We start from the raw sequence: 25,156 nt of genomic DNA on the forward strand, positions 1-25,156 counted from the left end.
GACAGCTCCCGCCGGGGAACGGCTGAACCCGGGGGACGGCTAGGCGACGAATCCCGGGGTGCCGTCGTCGGTGACGACCGGGCGGCCGGCCCGCTGCCAGTCCTGCATGCCGCCGTCGACGTTCACCGCGTCGACGCCCTGCTGGACCAGGTACATGGTGACCTGTGCCGAGCGGCCGCCCGAGCGGCAGATGACGTGGACGCGGCCGTCCTGCGGGGCGGCCTCGGTCAGCTCGCCGTAGCGGGCCACGAACTCGCTGAGAGGGATGTGCAGCGCCCCCTCGGCGTGGCCCGCCTGCCACTCGTCGTCCTCGCGGACATCCAGCAGAAAGGCACCGTCCTTGACGTCCGTCACCTGGACCGTGGGCACACCAGCTCCGAAATTCATGGCTCCGACGCTACCCGAAGCCCGGCTCAGCCCTGTCCCAGCAGCCCGGCCAGTTCCGCCTCCCGCTGGGCGATGTCGGCACGCAGCCGGCCGGCGATCTCCTCGAGCAGCGCGTCGGGGTCGTCCGGGGCGAGCCGGAGCAGCCCGGCGATCGCGCCCTCCTCCAGCTCGCGGGCGACGAGGGTGATCAGTTCCTTGCGCTGGGCGAGCCATTCGAGGCGGGCGTACAGCTCCTCGGCGGGGCTCGGCCGGCGTTCGGGCGGCACCGGACCGGCGGCCCACTCGGCGGCCAGCTCGGTGAGCAGGGCCTCGTCGCCACGGGCGTAGGCGGCGTTGACCCGGCTGAGGAACTCCTCGCGCCGCTTGCGCTCCGCTTCCTCCTGGGCCAGGTCGGGGTGGGCCTTGCGGGCGAGGTCGCGGTAGAGCTTGCGGGCCTGCTCACTGGGGCGCACCCGCTGCGGGGGCCGTACCGCCTGGCCGGTGAGCATGGCGGTGGCCTCCGGGAACAGGCCGTCACCGTCCATCCAGCCGTGCATCAGCTCCTCCACGTCCGGGAGCGGCAGCACCCGGGCGCGGGCCTCGGCGGCGCGGCGGACGTCCTCGGGATCGCCGGTGCGGGCGGCCCGCGCCTCGGCGATCTGCGCGTCCAGTTCCTCGATCCGGGAGTACAGCGGGCCGAGCCGCTGGTCGTGCAGGCGGGAGAAGTTCTCCACCTCGACGCGGAACGTCTCCACGGCGATCTCGTACTCGATCAGCGCCTGCTCGGCGGCCCGGACGGCCTGTTCCAGCCGCTCTTCGGGGCGCGGCGCCTGGAACTGGCCGGCTTCGGGGGTGGTCACGCGTTCAGCGTATCGCTCCGCCGGACCCGGCCGAGGCTTGCCGCCCGGCTCTCGGCAGCCCGGCCCGGACGGAGGTGGGCGGGGTCTCTCGCCGGAGGAGTGCGGGTGTACTGCCGAGTGCGGGTGCGTAGGGGCTGGGCGCGCAGTCCCCCGCGCCCCCGGGAATTCCCCGTGCGTGCGGAACGAGGCTCATACACCCGTCTCCGCCTCGATGCGGCCTGCTCGGATGGCGGTCAGGAGGGTGGCGTGGTCGGACTCGGTGCGGTCGGCGTAGGCGACGGCGAACGTGGCGATGGCCTCGTCCAGTTCCTCGTTCTTGCCGCAGTAGCCGGCGATCAGCCACGGGTCGGCGCTGTGGGAGTGGGCGCGGGCCAGCAGGGCGCCGGTCATCCGGCCGTAGTCGTCGAGCTGGTCGGCGGGGAGGGCCGCCGGGTCGACGCTGCCCTTGCGGTTGCGGAACTGCCGCACCTGGTACGGGCGCCCCTCGACGGTGGTCCAGCCCAGCAGGATGTCGCTGACCACCTGCATCCGCTGCTGGCCGAGGACCACCCGGCGGCCCTCGTGCGCCACCGGCCGCACCGGGAAACCGGCCGTGGCCAGATGTGGGACGAGCGCGGAGGGACGGGCCTCCTTCACCTGGAGGATCAGCGGCTCCCCGCGGTGGTCCAGCAGCAGGACGACGTAGGACCGGGTGCCGACGCTGCCGGTGCCGACCACCCGGAAGGCCACGTCGTGCACGGCGTGCCGGGCGAGCAGCGGACGGCGGTCCTCGCCGATCGTGCCGACGTACTCCTCCAGGGCCAGGGCGACCGCCGCGGCCTCGGCGTCCGGTATGTCACGCAGCACCGGCGGGGCGGGCACGAACCGGCGCCCGCCGCCCGCGACGGGCTCCGTCGACTTCGCCGCGAACCGGCCGCTGGTGTTGGACCGGGCCTTCTCCGAGACCCGCCGCAGGGTGCCGAGCAGGTCGTGGGCGTCGGTGTGGGAGACCAGTTCCTCGTCGGCGATGGCGTTCCAGGCGTCGAGCGCGGGCATCCTGGCGAGCAGCCGCATGGTGCGGCGGTAGGAGCCGGCCGCGTCGCGGGCCGCCGCGCGGCAGGTGTCCTCGTCGGCGCCCGTCTCCCGCCCCGCCAGCACCAGGGAGGCCGCGAGCCGCTTCAGGTCCCACTCCCAGGGACCGTGCGCGGTCTCGTCGAAGTCGTTGAGGTCGATGACGAGGTCGCCCCGGGCGTCGCCGTACAGGCCGAAGTTGGCCGCGTGCGCGTCGCCGCATATCTGGGTGGCGATCCCGGTCATGGGGGTGCGGGCGAGGTCGTACGCCATGAGACCGGCCGAGCCGCGCAGGAAGGCGAACGGTCCGGCCGCCATCCGGCCCACACGCAGCGGGATCAGCTCGGGGATGCGCCCGGCGCCGGACTCCCGGACCGCGGTCACCGCGTCGGGGCGGCCGGGGTCCGGGTCGAACGCGCGGTGGGCGGAACGCGGCACACTCCGCCGCAAAGCCTTGCCCTCTTTTTTCGGCGAACCCGGCGAACCCGGCGAACCCGGCGAACCCGGCGAACCACACATACCCGCGGAATCCGCCGTACCTGCCGCACCCTCCGCACCCGGCCCCGCCGCCTCGCCCGGCTCCCCCCGCGGCGGCCAGGAAGCGAACCCCCGCACCGGGGGCAGTCGGCGCGCGCCCCGGCCCGCCGTGCCCGCCACAGGCTCACCGCTCCCGGTCACCGCGACCGCCTCCCCGCACTGCCCCGCACGCCCTCGAACGGACGTAGGTACGAACATCAACTCGGGGAGACGGTACAACCGGTGGCCCCGAGGACGGCTTGGGCCGACCGGACGTCGACGCCGTCGACCAGGCCCCGCCGACCGCTGACCGGCCGCTGACCGGCCCCGATCGCCGCGACGCCGGTGGGACAATGGGCGGCGGCCGCATGCGTCAGGAAGGTACAGGCCCATGACCACCCGACCCGGCCTGCGGGAGCGGAAGAAGGCCAAGACCCGCCGCCTTCTCCAGCAGGAAGCCCTCCGTCTCTTCGTGGCGCAGGGGTACGACCACACCACCGTCGAACAGATCTGTGACGCGGCCGACGTCTCGCCGAGCACGTTCTTCCGTTACTTCCCGGCCAAGGAAGACGTGGTCCTCATGGACGACCCCGGCCCGTACCCCGAGGAGCCGGAGCCGGCCGACGCGGGCGATCCTGCGGAGCCGCCGATGACCGACGCGGTGCGGGCCACGCTCCACGACCTGCTCGCCCGGCGCGTCGGCCCGGACCCGGACACCACGCTGGCGCGGCTCAGGCTGGCCGCGCGGGTGCGGTCGCTGCGCGCACGCCTGTGGCAGCACCAGGAAGCGCAGGTGGCGCACACGGCGGCACTGCTCGCCCGCCGCGCGGGCAGGGACGCGGACGCGTACGAGGTCCGGCTGGGCGCCGCCGTCCTCGTCGCGGTGACCACCGAGACGCTCATGTACTGGGCGGAGCACGACGGCGAACCGGGCCTCACGGCCCTGTTCGCCCGGGCACTGGACCGCCTCGGCGGACTCCGCCTCTGACCGGCCGGCTGCCCGGCCGGGTCGCGGCGCCGTGCGAGCGGTCCCAGGACGAGCCCAGGACGAGCCCAGAACGGGCCCAGAACGAGCTCAGGACGGGCCCAGGGCGGGCCCGATAGGCGATGACGCTGGCCGCTGGGCCCGCGCACGCCGGCAGTCGCCGTTCTTCCGCGGGCGGACAGCCCTCGCTGCCGGAGGCGCGCGTTCGCGGCCGTGTGCCGTGCGGCGACGGGTGCCGCGGCGCCGCCCGCATCGGCCGCCCGAGCCCTGCCGACGAGCCCTGTGACCTCCTTCATCATGTGGGCTTGCGTCGCCGACACCGATGAAGCCCGTACGGGCCGGCACGGCGAAGGTCGGCATTAAAGACGCGTAAAGATTGCCGGAACCAGGAAATGAAAGGCCGCGCCGCACCGTGTGAGTATCCGTCCAGCCGGAGACGAGCGACGGGTGAGAGGGGGACGGCACGCATGGCCTGGTTCCTGGGACTCGGCATCACGGGGGTCGTGCTGCTCGCCCTGTCGCTCGTCTTCGACGGGCTGCTGGACGGCGCGTTCGACGGTGCGCTGGGCGGCAGCCTCGACGGGTGGCTGTCGCTGCCGGTGATCGCCGGGTTCCTGGCGATGACCGGGTTCGGCGGGGTCATCGCCCAGGCGGCCCTGGGTGTTCCCTTCGCGGGTGCCGCCGGCGTCGGCGCGCTGACGGGGGTGGGCACGGCGTGGCTGACGTACCGCTTCGGCCGTGCCCTCATGCGCGCCCAGACGGCCCTGGCGCCCACCGGGGACGACCTGATCGGCGCTTCCGGCAAGGTGGTGACCGCGATCCCGGCCGGCGGGTTCGGCGAGGTCATCGTGCACCTCGCGGGCCAGCCCGCGAAGTTCGCCGCGCGGGCTGCCGCGCCGGTGGCCCGGGGCGCCGAGGTGTGGGTGGAGGCCGTACAGTCCGCGAGCTGCGTACTGGTACGTCCCGTAAACCACTGATACGAACCGTAGACCGCTGATACGTCCCATGGACCGCTGATACGTCCCGTCGACCGCTGAGCGGTCACCCCGCTCCGGCCGCCCGTCTGCCCGCCGCCCCGTCCGGGGCTCCTTCCTACCCTCCGGGGTGCAACGTGTCTGGGGGCATGTCATGAATCCTGTCGTCTTCGCCGTCGTCGGAGTCGTCGTCCTTCTCGTCCTGCTGGCGCTGGTCGTCGCCAGCCGCTACAAAGTGGCCGGTCCGAGCGAGGCGTTCATCGTCACCGGCCGGCGCGGCAAGAAAGCCACCGATCCCGAGACCGGCCGGATCTTCACCGACAACAGCGGGCAGAAGGTGGTCGTGGGCGGCGGCGTGTTCGTCGTGCCGTTCGTGCAGCAGAAGTTCACCCTCGACCTGTCCTCGCGGCACATCCCGGTCGCGGTGCGCGGCGCGGTCACCCTGCGGGGCGTGAAGGCCAACCTGGACGGTGTCGCGATCGTCAAGGTCGGCGGGACCGAGGACGCCATCCGCGCGGCGGCCCAGCGGTTCCTGATGCAGCAGGACGGCATCGTGGGCTTCACCCAGGAGGTGCTCTCCGGAGCGCTGCGGGCGATCGTGGGCCGGATGTCGGTGGAGGACGTCATACGCGACCGTGCCGCGTTCGCCGGGCAGGTGGCCGAGGAGGCCGAGGCCAGCCTTTCCGGGCAGGGCCTGGTGCTGGACGCCTTCCAGATCCAGGACATCACCACGGAAGGCTCCTATCTGGAGGACCTCGGCCGCCCGGAGGCCGCGCGGGCCAAGCAGGAGGCCGACATCGCCGAGGCCGAGGCGCGGCGGGCCGCCGAGCAGGCCAGGCTGAAGGCGGAGGAGGAGATCGCGGTCGCGCAGCGCACGCTCTACCTCCGGCAGGCCGAGATCAAGGCCGAGACCGACCAGGCCGCCGCCCGCGCCAACGCCGCCGGGCCGCTCGCCGAGGCGGCGCGGCAGCAGGAGATCCTCACCGAGCAGGAGAAGGTCGCCGAGCGGCAGGCGGCCCTGACCGACCGCCAGCTCGACACCCAGGTCCGCAAGCCCGCCGACGCCCAGCGCTACGCCGCGGAGCAGGAGGCGGAGGCCCAGCGGGTCGCCCGGGTCAAGCAGGCCGAGGCCGAGCGGGCGGCCGGGATCGCCGCCGCGCAGGCGGAGGCCGAGCGGTCCCGGCTGACCGGTGAGGGCGAGAAGCAGCGCCGGTCGGCGCTGGCCGAGGCGGAAGCCATCGAGGGCATCAAGCAGGGCGAGGCCGAGCGGTCCCGGCGTGCGGCGATCGCGGAGGCCGTCCGGCTGGAGGGCGAGGCCGAGGCGGCGGCGATCGCGGCGAAGGGCGGTGCGCAGGCCGACGCGATGCGGAAGAAGGCCGACGCCTACGGGCAGTACGGCGAGGCCGCGATCCTCCAGATGCTCGTCGAGGTGCTGCCCCAGGTCGTGGCCAAGGCGTCCGAGCCGCTCAGCGCCGTGGACAAGATGACGGTGATCTCCACCGACGGCGCGGGCCGGCTGCCGCGGGCGGTCGCCGACAACGTCGCCCAGGGCCTGGAGCTGCTCGGCTCCACCACCGGTGTCGACCTGACCGAGCTGCTGAAGGGCCTGACCCGGCAGACCTCCGGCAGCGAGCCCGCCGCGCCGACGACCCGGCCCAACGGCAAGATCGAGATCACCACCTGAGCACCCGGCCGCCGTGCGGGACCGCCCCCCGAGGTGGCGGGACCCGCACGGCACGCCGTCGCGTGCGGGCTCAGATCTCCTGCGCCGGCCACCCCAGCAACCGGGCCCCGATGACCGCGGTCTGCAGGCTGTAGCGGTGCGGGGGATCGGCGGGATTGCTCCCGGTCAGCTGGTGGATGCGCTCCAGCCGGTAGGTGAGGGCGCGCACGCTCAGCGACAGCCGGCGTGCCGCCTCGGCCGCGACGCACCCCGTGTCGAAGTACACCTCCAGCGTCCTGAGCAGCGGCTCGGCCCCGCCGCGGGCGCCCCGCAGCGGTCCCAGGGCGCTGAGCACGAGGTCGGCCATGGCCTGGCGGTCACGGGTCAGCACGGGGTAGACGAGCAGATCGGCCGCGCGCACCAGCGGTTCGTCCAGGTCCAGCCGGTCGGCGAGTTCCAGGGTGCCCAGCGCCTCCTCGTAGGAGTGCACCACGCCGCCCGCGCCGGGCTGGGGCCGGCCGATGGCCACCCGGTTGCCGTCCGTCACCGCGTGCGCCTGCTTGGCGAAGTACGTCAGGACCTCCTCCTGATCGCCGGGGGCGATGCAGATCAGCTGACCGTTCTTCGTGGCCAGCAGGACGCGCCGGTCACCGAACCGGGCGTTGACCGCCGTCTCCACCCGGCGGGTGACCGGGGAGGTGTCCTCGTAGGCCTCGGGCCCGGCGGCCACCGCGACCGCGTGCGCGCGGGAGAGGACGAGACCGAAGCGCTCCGCCCGCTCGGCGAGCCGGCCCAGGTCGCTCCGCCCGTACAGCAGATCGTCGATGAACTCCCGGCGCGCGCCCTCCTCCTGCCGCACCGCCAGCCGCTGCGCCCGTTCGTACCCTTCGGCGAAGGCGTCGACGGCCTGCTCGACGGCGGCCAGCACACCCTCCACCGCGTCCGGTGCCGTCCGGCCGGGCCAGGACACCCGGGTCTCGGCCAGGTGCAGCCGCACGAGGCCGCGCAGGCTGAGCCCGGCTTCGGCGGCCCGCTCGCCCAGGGCGCGGCGCTCGTCCAGTTCCGCCCGGGTGAGCCGGCGCCCGGTGGCACAGACCTCGGCCAGGAGCCCCGCGTACCCGCGCAGGTACTCGGCCGGGTCCGACTCCGCCACCACTTCCTCCCCCACTCCTGGGCCGCACCCGTTGACGCGTCCTTGACGGTGTGCGGCCCCGGGAGGTTAGCCAATCCGGCCGGTGACCGGCAACGCGCTCCGGCCCGACCGACTGGAGCACCTGGCTCCGCCAAGGAACGATGGTGAAGTACTGGAAGACGACGCCCAGAATCCAGGCGAAGGCGAGGTCCAGGGCGAAGTCCGCGAAGAGGGCCTTGCCGGCCAGGGTGAGCGAGGTCGCGAAGACCAGCCGTTCGGCGGCGATGTCGCCGAGGGCGCAGCCGGCTCCGCAGTGGCTGACCGCCTTGGACTGGACGTTCCAGTCCGGCGGCTTGTCCGGGTCCGGCATGCCGCGCTCCTCGACCGCCGGTGCGCGCGGGCGAAGGCCACGCTCAGGCTGAACCAGCCCACCGCTTCGATCCAGCCCGCCGGCTCCGCGTGCTCTTCCATGCTCTTCGTCCGTTCGGGTTCCGTCGGTGGCGTGACCGGGCCCTCGGGTCCCCGGGCGATCACTGCCTGGGGGCGCACCAGCGCTCGGCACCTGGACCCCCAAGGGCCTCGCCACCCCGACCTGAGACCTTCGTCACAACCTCGCTCGTCCCGACCACCGCCCAGTCAAGATCCACCACGCGAAAGCGGACCATCGACGACCCACAGCCGCCGATGGTCCGCTTCGCCCTTACCCGAGACGGGCATCACATCCGAGGGAAACAGAAATGAGCGGCACCGTAATCACGATGCCGCTCATTCGTTGTGCGCGAGGGGGGAGTTGAACCCCCACGCCCTTGCGGGCACTGGAACCTGAATCCAGCGCGTCTGCCTATTCCGCCACCCGCGCATTGGGTGTGTCTTCCGGTCCCTTCCCTTTCGGGCTGGCCCCTTCCGACATCGAGAACATTAGCACGCCGTCCGGGGTGGATTCACATCCCTTCCCGGGCGCCCCCCGCGGCCGCCGCCGGCGCGCCCCCGCGGCGGCCGGTGCCCGCGCCCTCACGCGTCCCGCCCGTGCCCGTCCGTCTCAGGGAGACGCGGTTCACGTATCAACCTCGTACCGGTCCCGGCCGTCTCCCCCGAAGGCGGGCCGGGCGCACAGCCCGGTGCGGGACACTGGTCTTCGCCCGCCTCTACGATCCAGGGGCAGCAGGACACGCACCCGGAGTTCGAAGGGGAGCCGCTGGGGGAACCGGCTGATTGGCGGGCGCGTAGATACGATCAGTAAGCAGTACCCAGCAGTACCCCGGCAAGGCAGCGGCACAGAGCAAGGCAAGACGACGGCAGGGACGGAGGAGGTGCCCCATGGGAGTCCTGAAGAAGTTCGAGCAGCGTCTCGAAGGTCTGGTGAACGGCACCTTCGCCAAGGTCTTCAAGTCCGAGGTCCAGCCCGTGGAGATCGCCGGAGCGCTCCAGCGGGAGTGCGACAACAACGCCACGATCTGGAACCGCGACCGCACCGTCGTACCCAACGACTTCATCGTGGAGCTGAGCGCGCCGGACTACGAGCGCCTCAGCCCCTACTCCGGGCAGCTCGGCGACGAGCTGGCCGGCATGGTGCGCGACTACGCCAAGCAGCAGCGCTACACCTTCATGGGACCGATCAAGGTCAATCTGGAGAAGGCCGACGACCTGGACACCGGCCTGTACCGGGTGCGCTCGCGCACCCTGGCCTCCTCCAGCAGCCAGCAGGGCCAGCAGGCGCCGCCCGCCCCGGCCCCCGGCCGCCCCGCGGCCAGTGCCCCCGGTGGCTACGGCTACCCGCCGGCCGCCCCGCCCGCCGGCGCGCCCCCGATGCCGTCGACGCCGCCGCCCGGCGCCCGGCCCGGCGGCTACGGCTATCCGCAGCCCGCCACCCAGCGGCCCGCCGCGGCACCGATGAGCGGCGCGCGCACCCGCTACTGGATCGAGATCAACGGCACCCGCCACCAGATCTCCCGCCCGACGCTGGTGCTGGGCCGCAGCACCGACGCCGACGTGCGGATCGACGACCCCGGCGTCTCCCGCCGGCACTGCGAGATCCGGACCGGAACGCCCTCGACGATCCAGGATCTCGGCTCCACCAACGGCATCGTGGTGGACGGGCAGCACACCACCCGCGCTACGCTCCGCGACGGCTCGCGGATCGTCGTGGGCAGCACCACCGTTATCTATAGGCAAGCCGAAGGGTGAAGCGGGGGCAATGTCAGAGCTGACCCTCACGGTCATGCGGCTGGGTTTCCTGGCCGTACTGTGGCTGTTCGTGATCGTGGCCGTGCAGGTCATCCGGAGCGACCTGTTCGGTACGCGCGTCACCCAGCGCGGATCGCGTAGGGAGGCGGCCCGGCCGCAGCAGTCCGGGCGCCAGCAGACCCGGCAGCAGGCCCGGCAGCAGGCCGCCCCGCCGCCGCAGCGCGGCCAGCAGGGCGGCGGCCGGCGCGGCCGCAACGCCCCCACCAAGCTGGTCGTGACCGAGGGCACACTGACCGGCACCACCGTCGCGCTCCAGGGACAGACCATCACCCTGGGCCGGGCGCACGACTCCACGATCGTGCTGGACGACGACTACGCCTCCAGCCGCCATGCCAGGATCTACCCGGACCAGAGCGGCCAGTGGATCATCGAGGACCTCGGTTCCACCAACGGCACCTACCTGGACCGGTCCCGGCTGACGTCCCCCACACCGATCCCGCTGGACAAGCCGATCCGCATCGGCAAGACCGCGATCGAGCTGCGGAAGTAGTGCCACGTCATGAATAAGCGCGAGCGGAGCGAGCACGCCGCGGCAGGCCGCCACCCGGTCTCCGGCGCGCTCCCGACCGGAGGGTGGGCAGTGTGGCTCGACACGACCGGCTGCATTCGGAGCCGACGGGCGAGGTGCGCATGAGTCTGTCACTGCGTTTCGCCGCCGGATCGCACGAGGGCATGATCCGCGGGCACAACGAGGACTCCGGCTACGCCGGCCCGCGCCTGCTGGCCATCGCCGACGGCATGGGCGGCCAGGCGGCCGGCGAGGTCGCCTCCTCCGAGGTGATCTCCACCATCGTCCCGCTCGACGACGACGTGCCCGGCTCCGACCTCCTCACCTCCCTCGGCACCGCCGTGCAGCGCGCCAACGACCAGCTGCGCGCCATGGTCCAGGAGGACCCGCAGCTGGAGGGCATGGGCACCACCCTGACCGCCCTGCTGTGGACCGGGCAGCGGCTCGGCCTGGTCCACGTCGGCGACTCGCGCGCCTATCTGCTGCGCGACGGCGTCCTCACCCAGATCACCCAGGACCACACCTGGGTGCAGAGGCTGGTCGACGAGGGCCGGATCACCGAGGAAGAGGCCACCACCCACCCGCAGCGCTCCCTGCTGATGCGCGCCCTCGGCAGCAGCGAGCACGTCGAGCCCGACCTCTCCATCCGCGAGGTCCGCGCCGGCGACCGCTATCTGATCTGCTCGGACGGCCTGTCCGGGGTGGTCTCCCACCAGACGATGGAGGAGACCCTCGCCAGCTACCAGGGCCCGCAGGAGACCGTGCAGGAGCTGATCCAGCTCGCGCTGCGCGGCGGCGGCCCCGACAACATCACGGTCATCGTCGCCGACGTGCTGGACCTGGACCAGGGCGACACCCTCGCCGGTCAGCTGTCCGACCAGCCGGTGGTGGTCGGCGCGGTCGCCGAGAACCAGCACCACCCGCAGGACAACGGGATCATGCAGACCCCGGCCGGCCGCGCCGCCCACCTGGGCCGGCGGGGACAGGGCGGCGGCGAGTTCGGGCCGCCCGGCTCGGGTGACACCGGTTACCTCCCGGCCGGCGGTTTCGGCGAGTACGGCGACGAGGACTTCACCAAGGGGCGCAAGCCGCGCAGGTGGCTGAAGACCTCCCTGTACGGCGCCCTCGCCCTGGCCGTCGTGGGCGGCGGTCTGTACGGCGGCTACCGCTGGACGCAGACGCAGTACTACGTCGGCGTCAAGGACGAGCACGTGGCGCTGTACCGCGGGATCAGCCAGGACCTGGCCTGGGTGTCGCTGTCGGAGGTGGAGAAGGACCACCCCGAGATCGAACTCAAGTACCTGCCGCCGTACCAGCAGAAGCAGGTGAAGGCCACGATCGCGGAGGGCGGTCTGGAGGCGGCCCGGACGAAGGTCCAAGAGCTGGCCGTGCAGGCCTCCGCATGCCGGAAGCAGGCCGAGCGCAAGGCCGCGGACGAGGCCGCGCGCGACGCGAAGAACGACAAGGGCGGGACCGCCGGCACCGACGCCGACAAGGGCACCGCCGGAACCGGCGGCACCGGCAACGGCGGCACCACGGGAACCGGCGGCACCACGGGTACCGGCACCGGTACCGGCACCACCGCGGGTACGGGCACGCGCGCCGCGTTCGCCGGGGACCCCGCCGCGCCGGTCGTCACCCTCGACCGGGTCTCCCTCGTCACGAAGGCCACCCCGGCCCCGAACCCGTCGGCCTCGAAGACGGCCCCGGCGGTCCCTTCGAAGTCTCCGTCCACGACCCCGTCCGCGACCCCCAGCCCCGGCCCCACTCTCTCGGAGGATGAGCAGAAGGTCGTCTCGCTGTGCGGTAAGCAGTAGGCAAGCCGTGAGAGGCCCCGTCACACGATGAGCAGTTCTACGAATTCGCCGACGCATCACACGTCCACGATCGGCGCCATCGGCGCGCCGAGCCGCCGCAACACCGAGCTGGCCCTGCTGGTCTTCGCCGTGGCCATCCCGGTGTTCGCCTACGCCAACGTGGGCCTGGCCATCAGCGACCAGGTCCCGTCCGGGCTGCTCAGCTACGGCCTGGGCCTCGGGCTGCTGGCCGGCGTCGCCCATCTCGCCGTACGGAAGTTCGCGCCGTACGCCGACCCGCTGCTGCTGCCGCTGGCCACGTTGCTCAACGGGCTGGGGCTGGTCGCGATCTGGCGGCTGGACCAGTCCAAGCTGCTCCAGTCACTGCCGAACTTCGTCACGGCCGCGCCCCGCCAGCTGCTGTACACCGCGCTCGGCATCGCGCTGTTCGTCGTGGTGCTGATCTTCCTGAAGGACCACCGCGTCCTCCAGCGCTACACCTACATCTCCATGTTCAGCGCCCTGGTGCTGCTCATCCTGCCGCTGGTGCCGGGCCTCGGGGCCAACATCTACGGCGCGAAGATCTGGATCAACATCCCCGGTCTCGGCTCCCTCCAGCCCGGTGAGTTCGCCAAGATCGTCCTCGCCGTCTTCTTCGCCGGCTACCTGATGGTCAAGCGCGACGCCCTGGCCCTCGCCAGCCGCCGCTTCATGGGCCTGTACCTGCCGCGCGGCCGCGACCTGGGCCCGATCCTGGTCGTCTGGGCGGTCTCGATCCTCATCCTGGTCCTGGAGACGGACCTCGGCACCTCGCTGCTGTTCTTCGGGATGTTCGTCATCATGCTGTACGTCGCCACCGAGCGGACCAGCTGGATCGTCTTCGGTCTGCTGATGTCCGCGGTCGGCGCGGTCGGTGTGGCGAGCGTCGAGACGCACGTGAAGAGCCGCGTCCAGGCCTGGCTCGACCCGATGAGGGAGTACACCCTCAGCCGTCAGGGCCAAACCGGACACTCCGACCAGCTCCAGCAGGCCCTGTGGGCCTTCGGCTCCGGCGGGACCCTCGGGTCCGGCTGGGGTCAGGGGCACTCGGACCTGATCCGGTTCGCCGCCAACTCCGACTTCGTGCTCGCCACCTTCGGCGAGGAGCTGGGCCTGGCCGGGATCATGGCGATCCTGCTGATCTACGGCCTGATCGTGGAGCGCGGTGTGCGCACCGCCCTCGCCGCCCGCGACCCGTTCGGCAAGCTGCTCGCCATCGGCCTGTCCGGCGCCTTCGCCCTCCAGGTCTTCGTGGTGGCCGGCGGTGTCATGGGGCTCATCCCGCTGACCGGTATGACCATGCCGTTCCTCGCGTACGGTGGTTCGTCCGTGCTGGCCAACTGGGCACTGATCGGCATCCTGATCCGGATCAGCGACACCGCCCGCCGCCCGGCGCCCGCCCCCGCGAGCAGCCCCGACGCCGAGATGACCCAGGTGGTCCGCCCGTCATGAACAAGCCCCTGCGCCGCATCGCGATCTTCTGCGGCCTGCTCGTGCTGACCCTGCTGCTGCGGGACAACTACCTCCAGTACGTCAGGGCCGACAGTCTCAAGGACGACCCGAAGAACCGTCGTGTGACGATCGCCCGCTACGCCAACCCGCGCGGCGACATCATCGTCGGCGGCGATCCGATCACCGGGTCCACCGAGACCAGCAAGAGCGGTCTGAACGACCTGAAGTACAAGCGGACGTACAAGAACGGCCCCATGTGGGCGCCGGTCACCGGTTACGCCTCGCAGGCCTTCGGCGCCACCCAGCTGGAGGCCCTCGAGGACGGCATCCTCACCGGGAACGACGACCGGCTGTTCTTCCGCAAGACCCTGGACATGATCACCGGCAAGGAGCAGCAGGGCGGCAACGTCGTCACCACGCTCAACGCCGCCGCGCAGAAGGCCGCGTTCGACGGCCTGAAGAAGCAGGGCGGCAAGGGCGCGGTGGTCGCGCTGGAGCCCTCCACGGGCAAGATCCTGGCGCTGGCCTCCTACCCGTCGTACGACCCCTCGTCCTTCGCGGGCAACACCGACGACGACGCGGCGGCCTGGAAGAAGCTCCAGAAGAAATACGACCCCAACGACCCGATGCTGAACCGGGCGCTGCGCGAGACCTACCCGCCGGGCTCGACCTTCAAGGTGGTCACGGCCGCCGCCGCGCTGGAGAACGGCAAGTACACCTCGGCCGACGAGCGGACCGACACGCCGCTGCCCTGGGTCATGCCGGGCACCAGGACCGAGCTGAAGAACGAGGGCAACATCCCGTGCGAGAACGCGACCATGCGGGTCGCGCTCCAGTTCTCCTGCAACACCGTCTTCGGCAAGATCGGCTCCGACCTCGGCAACGACAAGATGCTGGAGGAGGCGAAGAAGTTCGGCTTCGACTCCGAGCAGTTCACCCCGGTCCGCGCCACCGCCTCGGTGTTCTCCGACGACATGAACCAGTCGCAGACCGCGCTGTCCTCCATCGGCCAGTACAACACCGCCGCCACCCCGCTGCAGATGGCGATGGTGGCCTCGGCGGTCGCCAACGACGGCAAGCTGATGAAGCCGTACATGGTCGACACGCTCCAGTCCTCCAACCTGGACGAGGTCGCCAAGACCGAGCCGGAGGAGCTGAGCCGGCCGCTGTCGCCGAAGAACGCGCAGATCCTGCAGGACATGATGCAGACGGTGGTCGAGAAGGGCACCGGCACGAACGCGCGGATCAACGGCGTCAAGGTCGGCGGCAAGACGGGTACCGCCCAGCACGGCGTGGAGAACAGCGAGAACCCGTACGCGTGGTTCATCTCCTACGCCAAGCTGTCCGACGGAAGTTCGCCGGTGGCGGTGGCCGTGGTGATCGAGGACGAGAGCGCCAACCGCGACGACATCTCCGGTGGCGGCCTGGCCGCGCCGATCGCGAGGAACGTCATGGAGGCGGTCGTCAACGCCAAGAAGTGACCGGCCCCGGCGGTGAGCGGCCCCTCAAGTGACGCCGCTCACACGTCTTTCACATAGTCGCACGTTGCGATACCGGTCCTGTATCGGGTTACGGGCTTGGCCAGGTCACACGGAGCGAGCCGGGTACGGTAGGCCCGGACGGCAGCGCCTCCGGCCGCGCACAGGGGCGCGGCCGAGACCGACGGAGAGGGCTGGTAGGTAGCTATGGAAGAGCCGCGTCGCCTCGGCGGCCGGTATGAGCTGGGCCAGGTGCTCGGCCGCGGTGGCATGGCCGAGGTCTACCTCGCGCACGACACCCGGCTCGGCCGCACCGTGGCGGTGAAGACGCTGCGCGCGGACCTCGCGCGCGACCCGTCCTTCCAGGCCCGGTTCCGCCGGGAGGCCCAGTCGGCCGCCTCGCTCAACCATCCCGCGATCGTGGCGGTCTACGACACGGGCGAGGACTACATCGACGGGGTCTCCATCCCGTACATCGTGATGGAGTACGTCGACGGTTCCACGCTGCGCGAGCTGCTGCACTCCGGCCGCAAGCTGCTGCCCGAGCGGGCGATGGAGATGACCATCGGCATCCTCCAGGGCCTGGAGTACGCGCACCGCAGCGGCATCGTCCACCGGGACATCAAGCCGGCCAACGTCATGCTGACCCGCAACGGCCAGGTCAAGGTGATGGACTTCGGCATCGCCCGCGCCATGGGCGACGCCGGCATGACCATGACCCAGACCGCCGCGGTCATCGGCACCGCCCAGTACCTCTCCCCGGAGCAGGCCAAGGGCGAGCAGGTCGACGCCCGCTCGGACCTGTACTCGACCGGCTGCCTCCTGTACGAACTGCTGACGGTACGGCCGCCCTTCGTGGGCGACTCCCCGGTGGCCGTGGCCTACCAGCACGTGCGCGAGGAGCCCCAGCCGCCGTCGGTCTTCGACCCCGAGATCACGCCCGAGATGGACGCGATCGTCCTCAAGGCGCTGGTCAAGGACCCGAACTACCGTTACCAGTCGGCCGACGAGATGCGCGCCGACATCGAGGCGTGCCTGGACGGCCAGCCGGTCGCGGCCACGGCCGCGCTGGGCGCGGTGGGTTACGGCGGCTACCCCGAGGAACAGGCGACGACCGCGCTGCGCGCGGACGCGGGCGCGACCACCGTGCTGCCGCCGATGAACCCCGACGACGGCGGTTACGGCTACGACGACCGCCCGGACCGCCGCCGCCAGCAGAAGAAGAAGTCCAGCACCGGCACGGTCCTGCTGGTGATCGCGGGCCTGCTGGTGCTGGTCGGCGCGATCCTGATCGGCATGTACGCGTTCGGCGGCAAGAACACGGGCGACGGCAAGGTGCCCGTGCCGGCGTTCGTGGGCAAGCCGCAGCAGACGGCCGAGAAGATGGCCGCCAACGTCGACCTCAAGGTGTCGATCAGCAAGAAGGAGTGCGAGGACCAGGCCACCGGCAATGTGTGCTCGCAGACCCCGCAGCAGGGTGAGAAGGTCGACAAGAACAGCACGGTCGACCTGGTGATCTCCACGGGCGCGCCCAAGGTCCAGGTGCCGGACGTGCGCGGGGCCCAGTTCGACCAGGCGGAGACCCAGCTCAAGGAGAAGGGCTTCGAGGTCGAGAAGAAGCTGGAGGTGTCGGACCGCACGCCGGGCGTCGTCATCACCCAGGACCCGGAGCCCGGTGTCAGCAAGGAGAAGGGCACCACGATCACCCTCACGGTCGCCAAGCCGGAGGAGAAGATCGCGGTTCCCGATGTCACCGGCAAGTCCTGTGACGAGGCGAAGGCCACGCTCCAGGCCCAGGGTCTGGTGCCGAGCTGCACCGAGACCCCGGTCACCGACCCCGCCCAGGACGGCAAGGCGCAGAACACGAACCCGGCGGCGGGCCAGCAGGTCGTCAAGAACACCAATGTGGTGATCAACGTCGGCAAGGCCCAGCAGCAGCAGTCGTCGGTGCCGGGTGTCGTCGGCCGACGGGTGAACGAGGCCCGGCAGATGCTTCAGCAGGCCGGCTTCAACAACATCCAGTTCGCGCCCGGCAGCTCCGGTGACGACAACGCGATCGTCACCCAGCAGGACCCGTCGCCGAACAGCCAGGCCGACCCGAACGGCACCACGGTCACGCTGACCACGGTCGGGTTCGGCCGCGGCCGCGACAACGGCAACGGCAACGGCAACAACGACGACGGCGACAACGGGACGGACTTCTTCGGCGGCTGGGGCAACTGACGCCCCCCCCCCGCCTCCGTGTGGCCCCGCCGGCATCCCTGCGGGGCCACGCGCCGTTCCGGGGCCGGTGTCAGCGCAGTTCCGCCGGCGGGGTGCGCTCGCTGTCGACCTTCTGCACCCGGACCAGTTCGCCCCAGACCACGTAGCGGTGGCGGGAGGTGTAGACGGGGGTGCAGGTCGTCAGGGTGATGTAGTGGCCGGGCTGCTTCCGGCCGGACCCGCCGGGGACCGGGGAGAGGACCCCGACGTTGTACTTCGAGGTCTCGGGGAGGATCGAGTAAACCTTGTAGACGTACCACTCGTCCCGGGTCTCGAAGACGATCGGGTCGCCCTTCTCCAGCTTGTCGATGTTGTGGAACTTCGCGCCGTGGCCGTCCCGGTGCGCGGCGAGGGTGAAGTTGCCGTTCTTGCCGGAGGTGGGCAGCGTCGCCTTGACCGGCTTCGTGTAGTAGCCGGCCACGCCGTCGTTGAGGACGTCCGTGTCCGTGCCCTTCTCGACCAGCACCTCGCCGTTGCGCATCGCCGGGACGTGCAGGAAGCCGATGCCGTCACCGGTGTCGAGCGCGCCCGGGCCCGTGTCCCGCTGCCGCGCCCAGTGCTCGCGCACCTTGTCGGCCTTCTGGTCCGCCTTGCGGTCCGCTATCACGTTCGTCCACCACAGCGAGTAGGCGACGAACAGGCCGAGCAGCACACCCGCCGTGATGAGGAGTTCGCCGAAGACGCTGACCGCCAGGGCGATCCGGCCGGGGCGTCGGCGTCGCGGGGCCGGGCCGGGTCCGGGCGCGTCCGTGGTCTCTTCGGTCTCGTCGGCGGTCGCTGCCACAGTTCCTCTGCCCCTACTCGGTGAGCCCTACTCGATGAGCGCGTCCGGCTTGCCCTTGGCGCGCGGGCGTTCCTGGACCATCTTGCCCCAGACGATCAGCCGGTACTTGCTGGTGAACTCGGGTGTGCACGTGGTGAGGGTGATGTAGCGGCCGGGGCGGGTGAAGCCGGAGCCCGGCGGGACGGGGTCCAGCACGCTGATGTTGGACGGCGAGGTCACCGGGAGCGAGGAGGTGACCTCGTACACGAAGTAGGTGTCCTGGGTCTCGACCACGAGCGCGTCACCGGGTGTGAGCCGGTTGACGTACCGGAAGGGCTCGCCGTGCGTGTTGCGGTGCGCCGCGAGACCGAAGTTGCCGGTCTTGTCCTGGGGCATCGCCGTCTTCAGCGGGGCCTCGCCGTAGTGCCCGACCATGCCCTTGTCGAGCACCCGCTTGTTGCTGATCCCCTCCGCGATGGGGGCGACCACGTCCAGCTTGGGGATGTGCAGGATGGCGAAGCCCTGGCCCGGCTCGAAGACGCCCGGGCTGCGCTTGCCGCTGGCCCAGTCGTCCTGGAGCCGGTGCGTGGCGCTGCCGGCCTGCGCGTGCGCGCGGACGTTGGTCCACCACAGCTGGTAGGTGACGAACAGCAGCATCAGCACGCCGGTGGTGATGAACAGCTCGCCGATGGCCCGGCTCGCCAGGGTCGCCGGGCTGGGCTTGCGCAGCCGGGCCTGGCGCCGGGCCTCCACCCGGGTCAGGGGGCGCTGCGGGTCCCGTTCGGCGGGGGGCGCCGACGCCGTCCGGGCCCCGGCACCGGTCCGGCGCCCGCCACGCCGCTTGGCGGCCTTTCTGCGGGCCGCACGGCCGCCCGGTGTGACGGGAGCGGCCGCCGGGGCGGAGGAGGCCGCAGAGGCACCCACGGACTCGCCCGCCCGCCCCGGCACCACTCGCAGCGCCATCGTCTCGTCGTCGACGGCCGGAAACGGGGCCGCCGGCGGCTCGTCCGTGACCCGGGGCATCGGTGCGGTCGCGGGGTCTTCGGCCGCCCTGGCACCCGGCGCGCTCCCACGGCCGGCGGTCGCCGGGCGCCGCGGCGCCGTCCGGGGCTCCCCGGCCGCCCGGGGCGGACGGGCGGGCGTGGGCTCCCCGGTCACCCGGGGGAGCGGAGCCGTCCGGGCGTCGTCCGTCAGTGGGGGCAAGGGGGCTGTCGGCGGGTCGGCGGGCCGCCCGGTGGGGCGGACGGGCGGGTGCGGTCGCGCACCGGCGGAGGGCTCGTACGGGCTCCCGCCGCCGTACACGTCCTCGCGCTCGGGGCGCAGCGCGGTCACGCCGTGGCCCTGCCCACCACCGGGGCGAGCCCCACCGACCGTGCCACGGCCTCGTGGTCACCGCACTCCGCCAGCCAGTTGGCCAGCATCCGGTGACCGTGCTCGGTCAGCACCGACTCGGGGTGGAACTGCACGCCCTCGACGCGGTGCTCCCGGTGCCGCAGGCCCATGATGATGCCGTCCTGGGTGCGGGCGGTCACCTCCAGCTCGGCCGGGACCGTGGCCGGTTCGGCGGCCAGGGAGTGGTAGCGGGTCGCCGTGAAGGGGCTGGGCAGCCCGGCGAAGACGCCCTTGCCCTCGTGCTCGACCAGCGAGGTCTTGCCGTGCAGCAGCTCGGGCGCCCGGTCGACCACGCCGCCGTACGCCACCTGCATCGACTGCATGCCGAGGCACACGCCGAAGACCGGCACACCGGTGGCCGCGCAGTGCCGGACCATGTCCACGCACACGCCCGCCTCCTCGGGCGTCCCGGGCCCGGGGGAGAGCAGGACGCCGTCGAAGCCCTCCTGGGCGTGGGAGGTCGTCGCCTCGTCGTTGCGCAGGACCTCGCACTCGGCGCCCAGCTGGTACAGGTACTGCACGAGGTTGAAGACGAAGCTGTCGTAGTTGTCGACGACGAGAATCCGCGCACTCACTGGTTGTCCACCGTCACATCGTTGAAGGGCAGCAGTGGCTCGGCCCACGGGAAGACGTACTGGAAGAGGACGTAGACCACGGCCAGGATCAGTACGAGCGAGATGAGTGCCTTCACCCACGCGTTCCCCGGCAGATGCCGCCAGATCCAGCCGTACATGCCGTCCCTTCCGTATCCCCTACGGCACCAGACCCACGCCGTACGTCACCAGACTAGCGGCGCAGGGCCTCCGGTTGGCCGGTGTCCACAGGCTGGGTGGCATCGAGATGCGCCCACACGATCAGCCGGTGGCTGTGGCCCCACTCCGGGTCGCACGTCGTCAGGGTCAGATAGCGGCCGGGGCGGGCGTACCCCGGCACGCGCGGCACGGGATCGATCACCGCGACGTCCGTCGGCACGGTGCGGTACGGCCCTTTGTCGATCCGGTACGTGTACCAGGTGGTCCCGTCGGTCAGCACCACGGCGTCGCCGGGGCGCAGTAGCGGGAAGTCCTTGAAGGGGTCGCCGTGGGTGCGCCGGTGGCCGGCGACCGCGAAGTTGCCGGTCTCCCCGAGCCGGGCGGTGCCCGCGTAGTGGCCGAGGCCCTTCTTCAGGGTGCCGGTGCCGGTGCCCTGAAGGACCGGCTTGTGCCAGGCGGCGCCGAGGCGCGGGACGTACATGATGGCGAAGGGCTCGCCGGGTTCGTAGGGCTTCGGCGCCGCCTCCGCCACGGGACGGGCCCGGCCGCTTTCCCCCGACCACTCGGCGTGCAGTCGGTCCATCTGGTCGTTCATCGCGCCCTCGGCCCTGACGCCGGTCCAGAACAGGACGTAGCCGACGAAGAGCACGATCAGGGTGCCGGCGGTGATGCACAGTTCGCTGAGGCTTCTGACGATCACGCGCACCGGCGGCTCCCGGACGGACGGCTACCCCACTGGCTTCGCGTAGTGCAGGTCCACTGTGCCGGAGTAGCCGGGAAGAGTCACCGTGCCGTCGTCGGTGACTTTCCAGCCGAGGCCGTAGACGTTGACGTAGACCATGTAGGTCTGGATCGCCTTGCTGTCCGCGAGGGCCTGCTTGAGCCGGTCCGGGTCGCCGACCGCCGTGATCTTGTACGGGGGCGAGTAGACGCGGCCCTGGAGGATCAGGGTGTTGCCGACGCAGCGCACCGCGCTGGTGGAGATCAGCCGCTGGTCCATGACCTTGATGCCCTTGGCGCCGCCCTGCCACAGCGCGTTGACGACGGCCTGGAGGTCCTGCTGGTGGATGACCAGGTAGTCGGGCTGCGGCTCCGGGTAGCCGGGGAGCTTGGCGGTGGCGTCGGGCGGGGCGTCGTTCAGGGTGACGGTGACGGCCTTGCCGGTCAGCTCGTGGGTGCCCGCGCTCTTCTCCAGCCCGCTGAGCTTCTCGTCCTCGGCCTTGGTGCTGCCGTCGTCGCTCTCGGCCAGCGACTCCACGCTGTCGCGCAGGGTGGCGTTGGACTCGTCCAGGCCCTTGTTCTTGCGGCTGCGCTCCTGGATCAGGTCGGACAGCTTCAGCAGGGAGGCGTCCTGGCGGATGTCGGTGCCCTTGGCCGTGTCGAAGCTGGTGAAGAAGATCAGTCCGGCGAGGGCGAAGACGGCCGCCGTGAGGATCCGCACCGGACGGAGGCGCGGCCTGCGGGCGGGGCCGGAGCCCGTTGCTCCCGTCCCGGGGGAGTCGGCAGAATTGCTCAACGTACCCTTATCTCCTTCGGCGCCACGGAAGCACTACGCTAACGGACGTCCGGGGGAGCACACAGAGTCGTCATGTTGGCCCCTTGTACGCTGCCCCGAGCCCGACCCAGTTCCCTGCGCGGCCACGCAGCGCATCGACAGGAGAGACCCTCGTGCCGAAGTCACGTATCCGCAAGAAGGCCGACTTCACGCCGCCGCCGGCGAAGCAGGCGCAGGCCATCAGGCTGACCAACCGGGCCTGGGTCGCACCGGTCATGCTGGCCATGTTCCTGATCGGCCTGGCCTGGATCGTCGTCTTCTATGTGACGGACGGCTCGCTGCCCGTCGACAGCCTGGACAACTGGAACATCGTGGTCGGCTTCGGCTTCATCGCCGCCGGGTTCGGTGTCTCCACGCAGTGGAAGTAGCCCCGCCCACAGCTCTGCCCAGGGTTATCCACTGAGTTATCCACAGCCGTTGTCCACAGTGGGGAAAAAGAACGACGATCTGTGGATAACCTGCCGGATGTTGACGCCGGTGTGACTGGTACAACACCGTTCAGACATCCGTTCGCCCCCTGTCCTACCTGCGGAAACACATCCGAGCGACAGGGGGCACAGCTGTGCCCGCACGGTGTGCACAAGATCGGGCACAAGCTGTGGACAACGGTTCGGGGAGAGCGTGTTCCCCAGCCCGGTCAGGTGAGCTGGGCGGTCCTGATCAACGCGAGCGCCAGGGCCAGCGCCAGGACCACGGCACAGGTGCCGTACTGCACCAGCGCCCGCCGCTCGCGCGGGGCGTGCACCATGGCGTACCCGGTGACGACACCGGCGACGAGCCCGCCGATGTGCGCCTGCCAGGAGATGTTCAGGGACCCGTTGAAGGTGAAGATCAGGTTGATCACCAGCAGCGCGACGACCGGCCGCATGTCGTAGTTGAGCCGGCGCATCAGCACGGCGGTGGCGCCGAAGAGGCCGTACAGCGCGCCCGAGGCGCCGAGCACGGCCGCATCGGGCGGCGTGAGCAGATAGGCGAGCGCACCGCCGGCCAGCCCGGAGACGAAGTACACCGCAAGGTAGCGGGCCCGGCCCAGGGCCGCCTCCAGCGGGCCGCCGACCCACCACAGGCTGAGCATGTTGAAGCCGATGTGCCAGTACGCCTCGTGCGCGAACATCGACGACAGGAAGCGGTACCACTCGCCGCCCGCGACTCCCGATGCCGGTCTGAACGGCGCCTTCGGCCAGCCGCCGTAGAGCCAGACGTCGTTCAGGAACGAGGGATCGGCCTTGATCGCGACGAACACCGCGAGGTTGATCCCGATCAGGATCTTGGTGAGCAGCCGGGGGTCCGCCGTGACCGTGCCGCCGGCGAGCGTACGGGGCCGGGACGCCTGCGGGGCGGGGCCCTCGCCGGTGCCGCCGCGGACGCAGTCCGGGCACTGGAAGCCGACCGAGGCGCTGACCATGCAGTCGGGGCAGATGGGCCGTTCACAGCGGGTGCAGCGCACGCCGGTCTCGCGGTCCGGGTGCCGGTAGCACCCGGGCGCGCTGTGGGCGTCCTGCGCGCTCCCTGCGGGCTGCTCCATCAGATCCCCTTGCTCGTCGTGTCCGTGGTCGTGTCCGTGCCTGACGGCACTATCCTGCCCCCTTCATCCTTACGGACGAGCGCGGTGTCCGGTTCCCCGCGCGAGCGGTCCGGGGCGGGCGGTCCGGGGCGGGCGGCGTTCACTCCGCGCGGGTCTCGATCAGCACCGTGCGGAGCACCACGTCGGACAGCGGCCGGTCGTTGCGCCCGGTCGGCACGCGCGCGATGGCGTCCACGACCTTGCGGCCGGCCGGGGTGCTGACCTCGCCGAAGATGGTGCGCTTGCCGTTCAGCCAGGTGCTCGGGGTGACGGTGATGAAGAACTGCGAGCCGTTGGTGCCCGGGCCGGCGCTGGCCATCGCCATCAGGTACGGCCTGTCGAAGGCCAGGTCGGGATGGCACTCGTCCTCGAAGCCGTAGCCGGGGCCGCCGAGGCCGTTGCCCAGGGGATCGCCGCCCTGGATCATGAAGCCGCCCATCACCGCGTGGAAGACCGTGCCGTCGTAGAGCCGGTCACTGCTGCGCACGCCGGTACCGGGATGCGTCCACTCGCGCTCGCCGCGCGCCAGTTCCACGAAGTTTCTGACCGTGACGGGCGCGTACGACGGAAAGAGCCGGATCTCGATGTCACCGAAAGTGGTCTTCAGGGTGGCGTAGAGCTGCTCGGCCACGGTCCGCCTTCCGTCGTCGTTCCGCCGCGGTGCTCCGATCCTTCCACGCTGCCGCCCGCCCGACGCCCGGCCGCCACCGCCCGGATACCGCCGGGAAAGGCGACCGGCACCCATATGCCCGCCCGCGCGTGCCGCACCGGCCTCCTGAAGGCATGATCCGTAAAAGGGTGGAAAGTCGAAATACCGTACGCCACCGAGGAGGAGGAACCCGTGACCCGCATTGACAGCGTGCGCGCCGCGACCGGCTCGGCGAAGGACAGCGTGCTGCACGCCGCGGAAGTGGTGGCGCCTTACGCCGACACGGCCAAGGAGCGTGCCGCGTACTACGCGCAGGAGGCACGCGTACGGCTGGCGCCCGTGGTGTCGCAGGCCGCGGAGCAGGCCCGCGTGCAGTACGACGCCCGGCTCGCCCCCCGCCTGGAGCAGGCGCTCACCCATGTGCCGCCGAAGGTCGACCTCGCCGCCCAGGAGGCCGCCCTGCGTGCCCGGAAGGCGGCCCGGCAGGCCGCCCTGTACTCGCGTCCGAAGATCGAGCAGGCGGTGGCCGCGACCGCGCCCGTGCGTGACGAGGCCGCCGCGCGCGGTGCCGCCGCGATGGCCGCGCTGCGCGGACAGGTCTCGGCCGAGGACATCCAGAAGCTGGTCCGGCGCCAGGAGCGGCGGTCCCGGACCGGCCGGACCGTGAAGATCTGCGCGGTGCTGACCGTCCTGGCGGGCGGCGCCTTCGCGGCCTGGAAGTGGTGGGACAAGCAGGCCAACCCCGACTGGCTGGTCGAGCCGCCCGCCCCGACCGAGGTACCCGCCGACTCGCCCCGGCTCGCCTCCGTGGACGGCACCGAGCCCGGCGAGCTCGACCCCGAGGTGCGGGCCAAGCAGGCCGACCAGGACGCGACCGACCAGGACGACGAGTCCTGAGCCCCAAAGGAGCCCCCACCCCTTGGGCGGGGGCTCCTCCGTGTCACCGCTCGGCGTACGCCGCGATGCCGGCTCGGCGCGCGCGTGGCGCCCTACGGCAAGGACGATCCGGGTGGCCGTCGGCGTGCTCTTCGTCGGCACCTTCTTCTCCCGGGCGCCCGGGGGTGTCCCGGCGGGCCGCCTCCCGGGCCGCCGGGCCGCCTCCCGGGCCGCCGGAGCGCCTCCCGGGCCGCCGGAGCGCCTCCCGGGCCGCCGGAGC

The 25,156-nt window shown here is 71.7% G+C and carries 23 protein-coding genes, 1 tRNA gene and 1 pseudogene; 11 read left to right on the forward strand and 14 right to left on the reverse strand.

The genetic code is table 11. The features are described from left to right. Positions 1 to 39 precede the first annotated feature (39 nt). The 3 genes from Srubr_RS31165 to Srubr_RS31175 all read right to left on the reverse strand — a co-directional run bounded on the left by Srubr_RS31165 (position 40) and on the right by Srubr_RS31175 (position 3,011). Entirely contained in the window at positions 40 to 369 is a 330-nt protein-coding gene (locus Srubr_RS31165) for a rhodanese-like domain-containing protein (RefSeq protein WP_189995333.1), read from the reverse strand. A 44-nt stretch (positions 370 to 413) separates the two neighbouring features. Next, entirely contained in the window at positions 414 to 1,226 is an 813-nt protein-coding gene (locus Srubr_RS31170) for a hypothetical protein (protein ID WP_189995053.1), read from the reverse strand. A 189-nt stretch (positions 1,227 to 1,415) separates the two neighbouring features. Continuing rightward, on the reverse strand, positions 1,416 to 3,011 hold the full coding sequence (locus Srubr_RS31175; RefSeq protein ID WP_373313500.1) for a DUF2252 domain-containing protein: 1,596 nt from the start codon (positions 3,009 to 3,011) through the stop codon (positions 1,416 to 1,418). A gap of 172 nt (positions 3,012 to 3,183) precedes the next feature. On the opposite strand from Srubr_RS31175, the gene Srubr_RS31180 reads away from it, so the two are divergent. From Srubr_RS31180 to Srubr_RS31190, 3 genes are all read left to right on the forward strand, one after another. Further along, positions 3,184 to 3,780, forward strand: coding sequence for a TetR family transcriptional regulator (locus Srubr_RS31180; RefSeq protein ID WP_189995049.1), 597 nt, complete (start codon positions 3,184 to 3,186; stop codon positions 3,778 to 3,780). 464 nt (positions 3,781 to 4,244) lie between these two features. Then, positions 4,245 to 4,754: an NfeD family protein gene (locus Srubr_RS31185; RefSeq protein ID WP_189995047.1), complete on the forward strand. Its 510-nt coding sequence runs from the start codon at positions 4,245 to 4,247 to the stop codon at positions 4,752 to 4,754. 151 nt (positions 4,755 to 4,905) lie between these two features. Next, entirely contained in the window at positions 4,906 to 6,435 is a 1,530-nt protein-coding gene (locus Srubr_RS31190; RefSeq protein WP_189995045.1) for a flotillin family protein, read from the forward strand. A 70-nt stretch (positions 6,436 to 6,505) separates the two neighbouring features. Here Srubr_RS31190 and Srubr_RS31195 read toward each other — a convergent pair whose 3' ends face one another. The 3 genes and pseudogenes from Srubr_RS31195 to Srubr_RS31205 form a co-directional block, all read right to left on the reverse strand. Then, the gene (locus Srubr_RS31195; protein ID WP_189995043.1) at positions 6,506 to 7,567 is read right to left on the reverse strand and encodes a PucR family transcriptional regulator; all 1,062 of its coding nucleotides are present in this window, start codon (positions 7,565 to 7,567) and stop codon (positions 6,506 to 6,508) included. 190 nt (positions 7,568 to 7,757) lie between these two features. Then, a pseudogene (locus Srubr_RS41105) lies at positions 7,758 to 7,916 on the reverse strand (DUF4396 domain-containing protein); the annotation flags it as partial. A 405-nt stretch (positions 7,917 to 8,321) separates the two neighbouring features. After that, positions 8,322 to 8,405: transfer RNA gene (locus Srubr_RS31205), tRNA-Leu, on the reverse strand. A 458-nt stretch (positions 8,406 to 8,863) separates the two neighbouring features. On the opposite strand from Srubr_RS31205, the gene Srubr_RS31210 reads away from it, so the two are divergent. From Srubr_RS31210 to pknB, 6 genes are all read left to right on the forward strand, one after another. After that, positions 8,864 to 9,730, forward strand: a complete 867-nt coding sequence (locus Srubr_RS31210; protein ID WP_189995041.1) for an FhaA domain-containing protein — start codon at positions 8,864 to 8,866, stop codon at positions 9,728 to 9,730. A 10-nt stretch (positions 9,731 to 9,740) separates the two neighbouring features. Continuing rightward, a complete protein-coding gene (locus Srubr_RS31215; protein WP_189995039.1) occupies positions 9,741 to 10,280 on the forward strand; it encodes an FHA domain-containing protein FhaB/FipA in 540 nt (179 codons plus the stop codon). 140 nt (positions 10,281 to 10,420) lie between these two features. Beyond that, on the forward strand, positions 10,421 to 12,115 hold the full coding sequence (locus Srubr_RS31220; RefSeq protein ID WP_373313499.1) for a Stp1/IreP family PP2C-type Ser/Thr phosphatase: 1,695 nt from the start codon (positions 10,421 to 10,423) through the stop codon (positions 12,113 to 12,115). 27 nt (positions 12,116 to 12,142) lie between these two features. Beyond that, complete coding sequence (locus Srubr_RS31225) at positions 12,143 to 13,585, forward strand: FtsW/RodA/SpoVE family cell cycle protein (RefSeq protein WP_189995036.1); 1,443 nt, start codon at positions 12,143 to 12,145, stop codon at positions 13,583 to 13,585. Next, a complete protein-coding gene (locus Srubr_RS31230) occupies positions 13,582 to 15,066 on the forward strand; it encodes a peptidoglycan D,D-transpeptidase FtsI family protein (RefSeq protein ID WP_189995034.1) in 1,485 nt (494 codons plus the stop codon). The genes Srubr_RS31225 and Srubr_RS31230 overlap by 4 nt, the downstream gene beginning before the upstream one ends. A gap of 204 nt (positions 15,067 to 15,270) precedes the next feature. Next, positions 15,271 to 17,286, forward strand: a complete 2,016-nt coding sequence (gene pknB, locus Srubr_RS31235) for a Stk1 family PASTA domain-containing Ser/Thr kinase (RefSeq protein WP_189995026.1) — start codon at positions 15,271 to 15,273, stop codon at positions 17,284 to 17,286. A gap of 70 nt (positions 17,287 to 17,356) precedes the next feature. Here pknB and Srubr_RS31240 read toward each other — a convergent pair whose 3' ends face one another. The 6 genes from Srubr_RS31240 to Srubr_RS31265 are packed head-to-tail and all read right to left on the reverse strand — an operon-like array spanning position 17,357 to position 21,748. Then, a complete protein-coding gene (locus Srubr_RS31240) occupies positions 17,357 to 18,109 on the reverse strand; it encodes a class E sortase (RefSeq protein WP_189995024.1) in 753 nt (250 codons plus the stop codon). Positions 18,110 to 18,136: 27 nt separating this feature from the next. After that, positions 18,137 to 19,420, reverse strand: coding sequence for a class E sortase (locus Srubr_RS31245; protein ID WP_189995022.1), 1,284 nt, complete (start codon positions 19,418 to 19,420; stop codon positions 18,137 to 18,139). Continuing rightward, positions 19,417 to 20,055, reverse strand: coding sequence for an aminodeoxychorismate/anthranilate synthase component II (locus Srubr_RS31250; protein WP_189995020.1), 639 nt, complete (start codon positions 20,053 to 20,055; stop codon positions 19,417 to 19,419). The genes Srubr_RS31245 and Srubr_RS31250 overlap by 4 nt, the downstream gene beginning before the upstream one ends. Further along, the gene (locus Srubr_RS31255) at positions 20,052 to 20,213 is read right to left on the reverse strand and encodes a hypothetical protein (protein ID WP_030609287.1); all 162 of its coding nucleotides are present in this window, start codon (positions 20,211 to 20,213) and stop codon (positions 20,052 to 20,054) included. The genes Srubr_RS31250 and Srubr_RS31255 overlap by 4 nt, the downstream gene beginning before the upstream one ends. 53 nt (positions 20,214 to 20,266) lie before the next feature. After that, positions 20,267 to 20,938, reverse strand: coding sequence for a class E sortase (locus Srubr_RS31260; RefSeq protein ID WP_189995018.1), 672 nt, complete (start codon positions 20,936 to 20,938; stop codon positions 20,267 to 20,269). 21 nt (positions 20,939 to 20,959) lie between these two features. After that, complete coding sequence (locus Srubr_RS31265; RefSeq protein WP_189995010.1) at positions 20,960 to 21,748, reverse strand: DUF881 domain-containing protein; 789 nt, start codon at positions 21,746 to 21,748, stop codon at positions 20,960 to 20,962. 152 nt (positions 21,749 to 21,900) lie between these two features. On the opposite strand from Srubr_RS31265, the gene crgA reads away from it, so the two are divergent. Next, on the forward strand, positions 21,901 to 22,155 hold the full coding sequence (gene crgA, locus Srubr_RS31270; protein ID WP_030609281.1) for a cell division protein CrgA: 255 nt from the start codon (positions 21,901 to 21,903) through the stop codon (positions 22,153 to 22,155). A 269-nt stretch (positions 22,156 to 22,424) separates the two neighbouring features. On the opposite strand, the gene Srubr_RS31275 is transcribed toward crgA, so the two are convergent. Continuing rightward, positions 22,425 to 23,312, reverse strand: a complete 888-nt coding sequence (locus Srubr_RS31275; RefSeq protein WP_189995008.1) for a rhomboid family intramembrane serine protease — start codon at positions 23,310 to 23,312, stop codon at positions 22,425 to 22,427. A 139-nt stretch (positions 23,313 to 23,451) separates the two neighbouring features. Next, positions 23,452 to 23,982, reverse strand: coding sequence for a peptidylprolyl isomerase (locus tag Srubr_RS31280; RefSeq protein ID WP_189995006.1), 531 nt, complete (start codon positions 23,980 to 23,982; stop codon positions 23,452 to 23,454). Positions 23,983 to 24,192: 210 nt separating this feature from the next. Here Srubr_RS31280 and Srubr_RS31285 point away from each other — a divergent pair, with 210 nt between their 5' ends. Further along, positions 24,193 to 24,897, forward strand: coding sequence for a DUF5324 family protein (locus tag Srubr_RS31285; protein ID WP_189995004.1), 705 nt, complete (start codon positions 24,193 to 24,195; stop codon positions 24,895 to 24,897). Positions 24,898 to 25,156: the final 259 nt, after the last annotated feature.

This window comes from Streptomyces rubradiris (genome assembly GCF_016860525.1).
GTDB lineage: Bacteria > Actinomycetota > Actinomycetes > Streptomycetales > Streptomycetaceae > Streptomyces > Streptomyces rubradiris.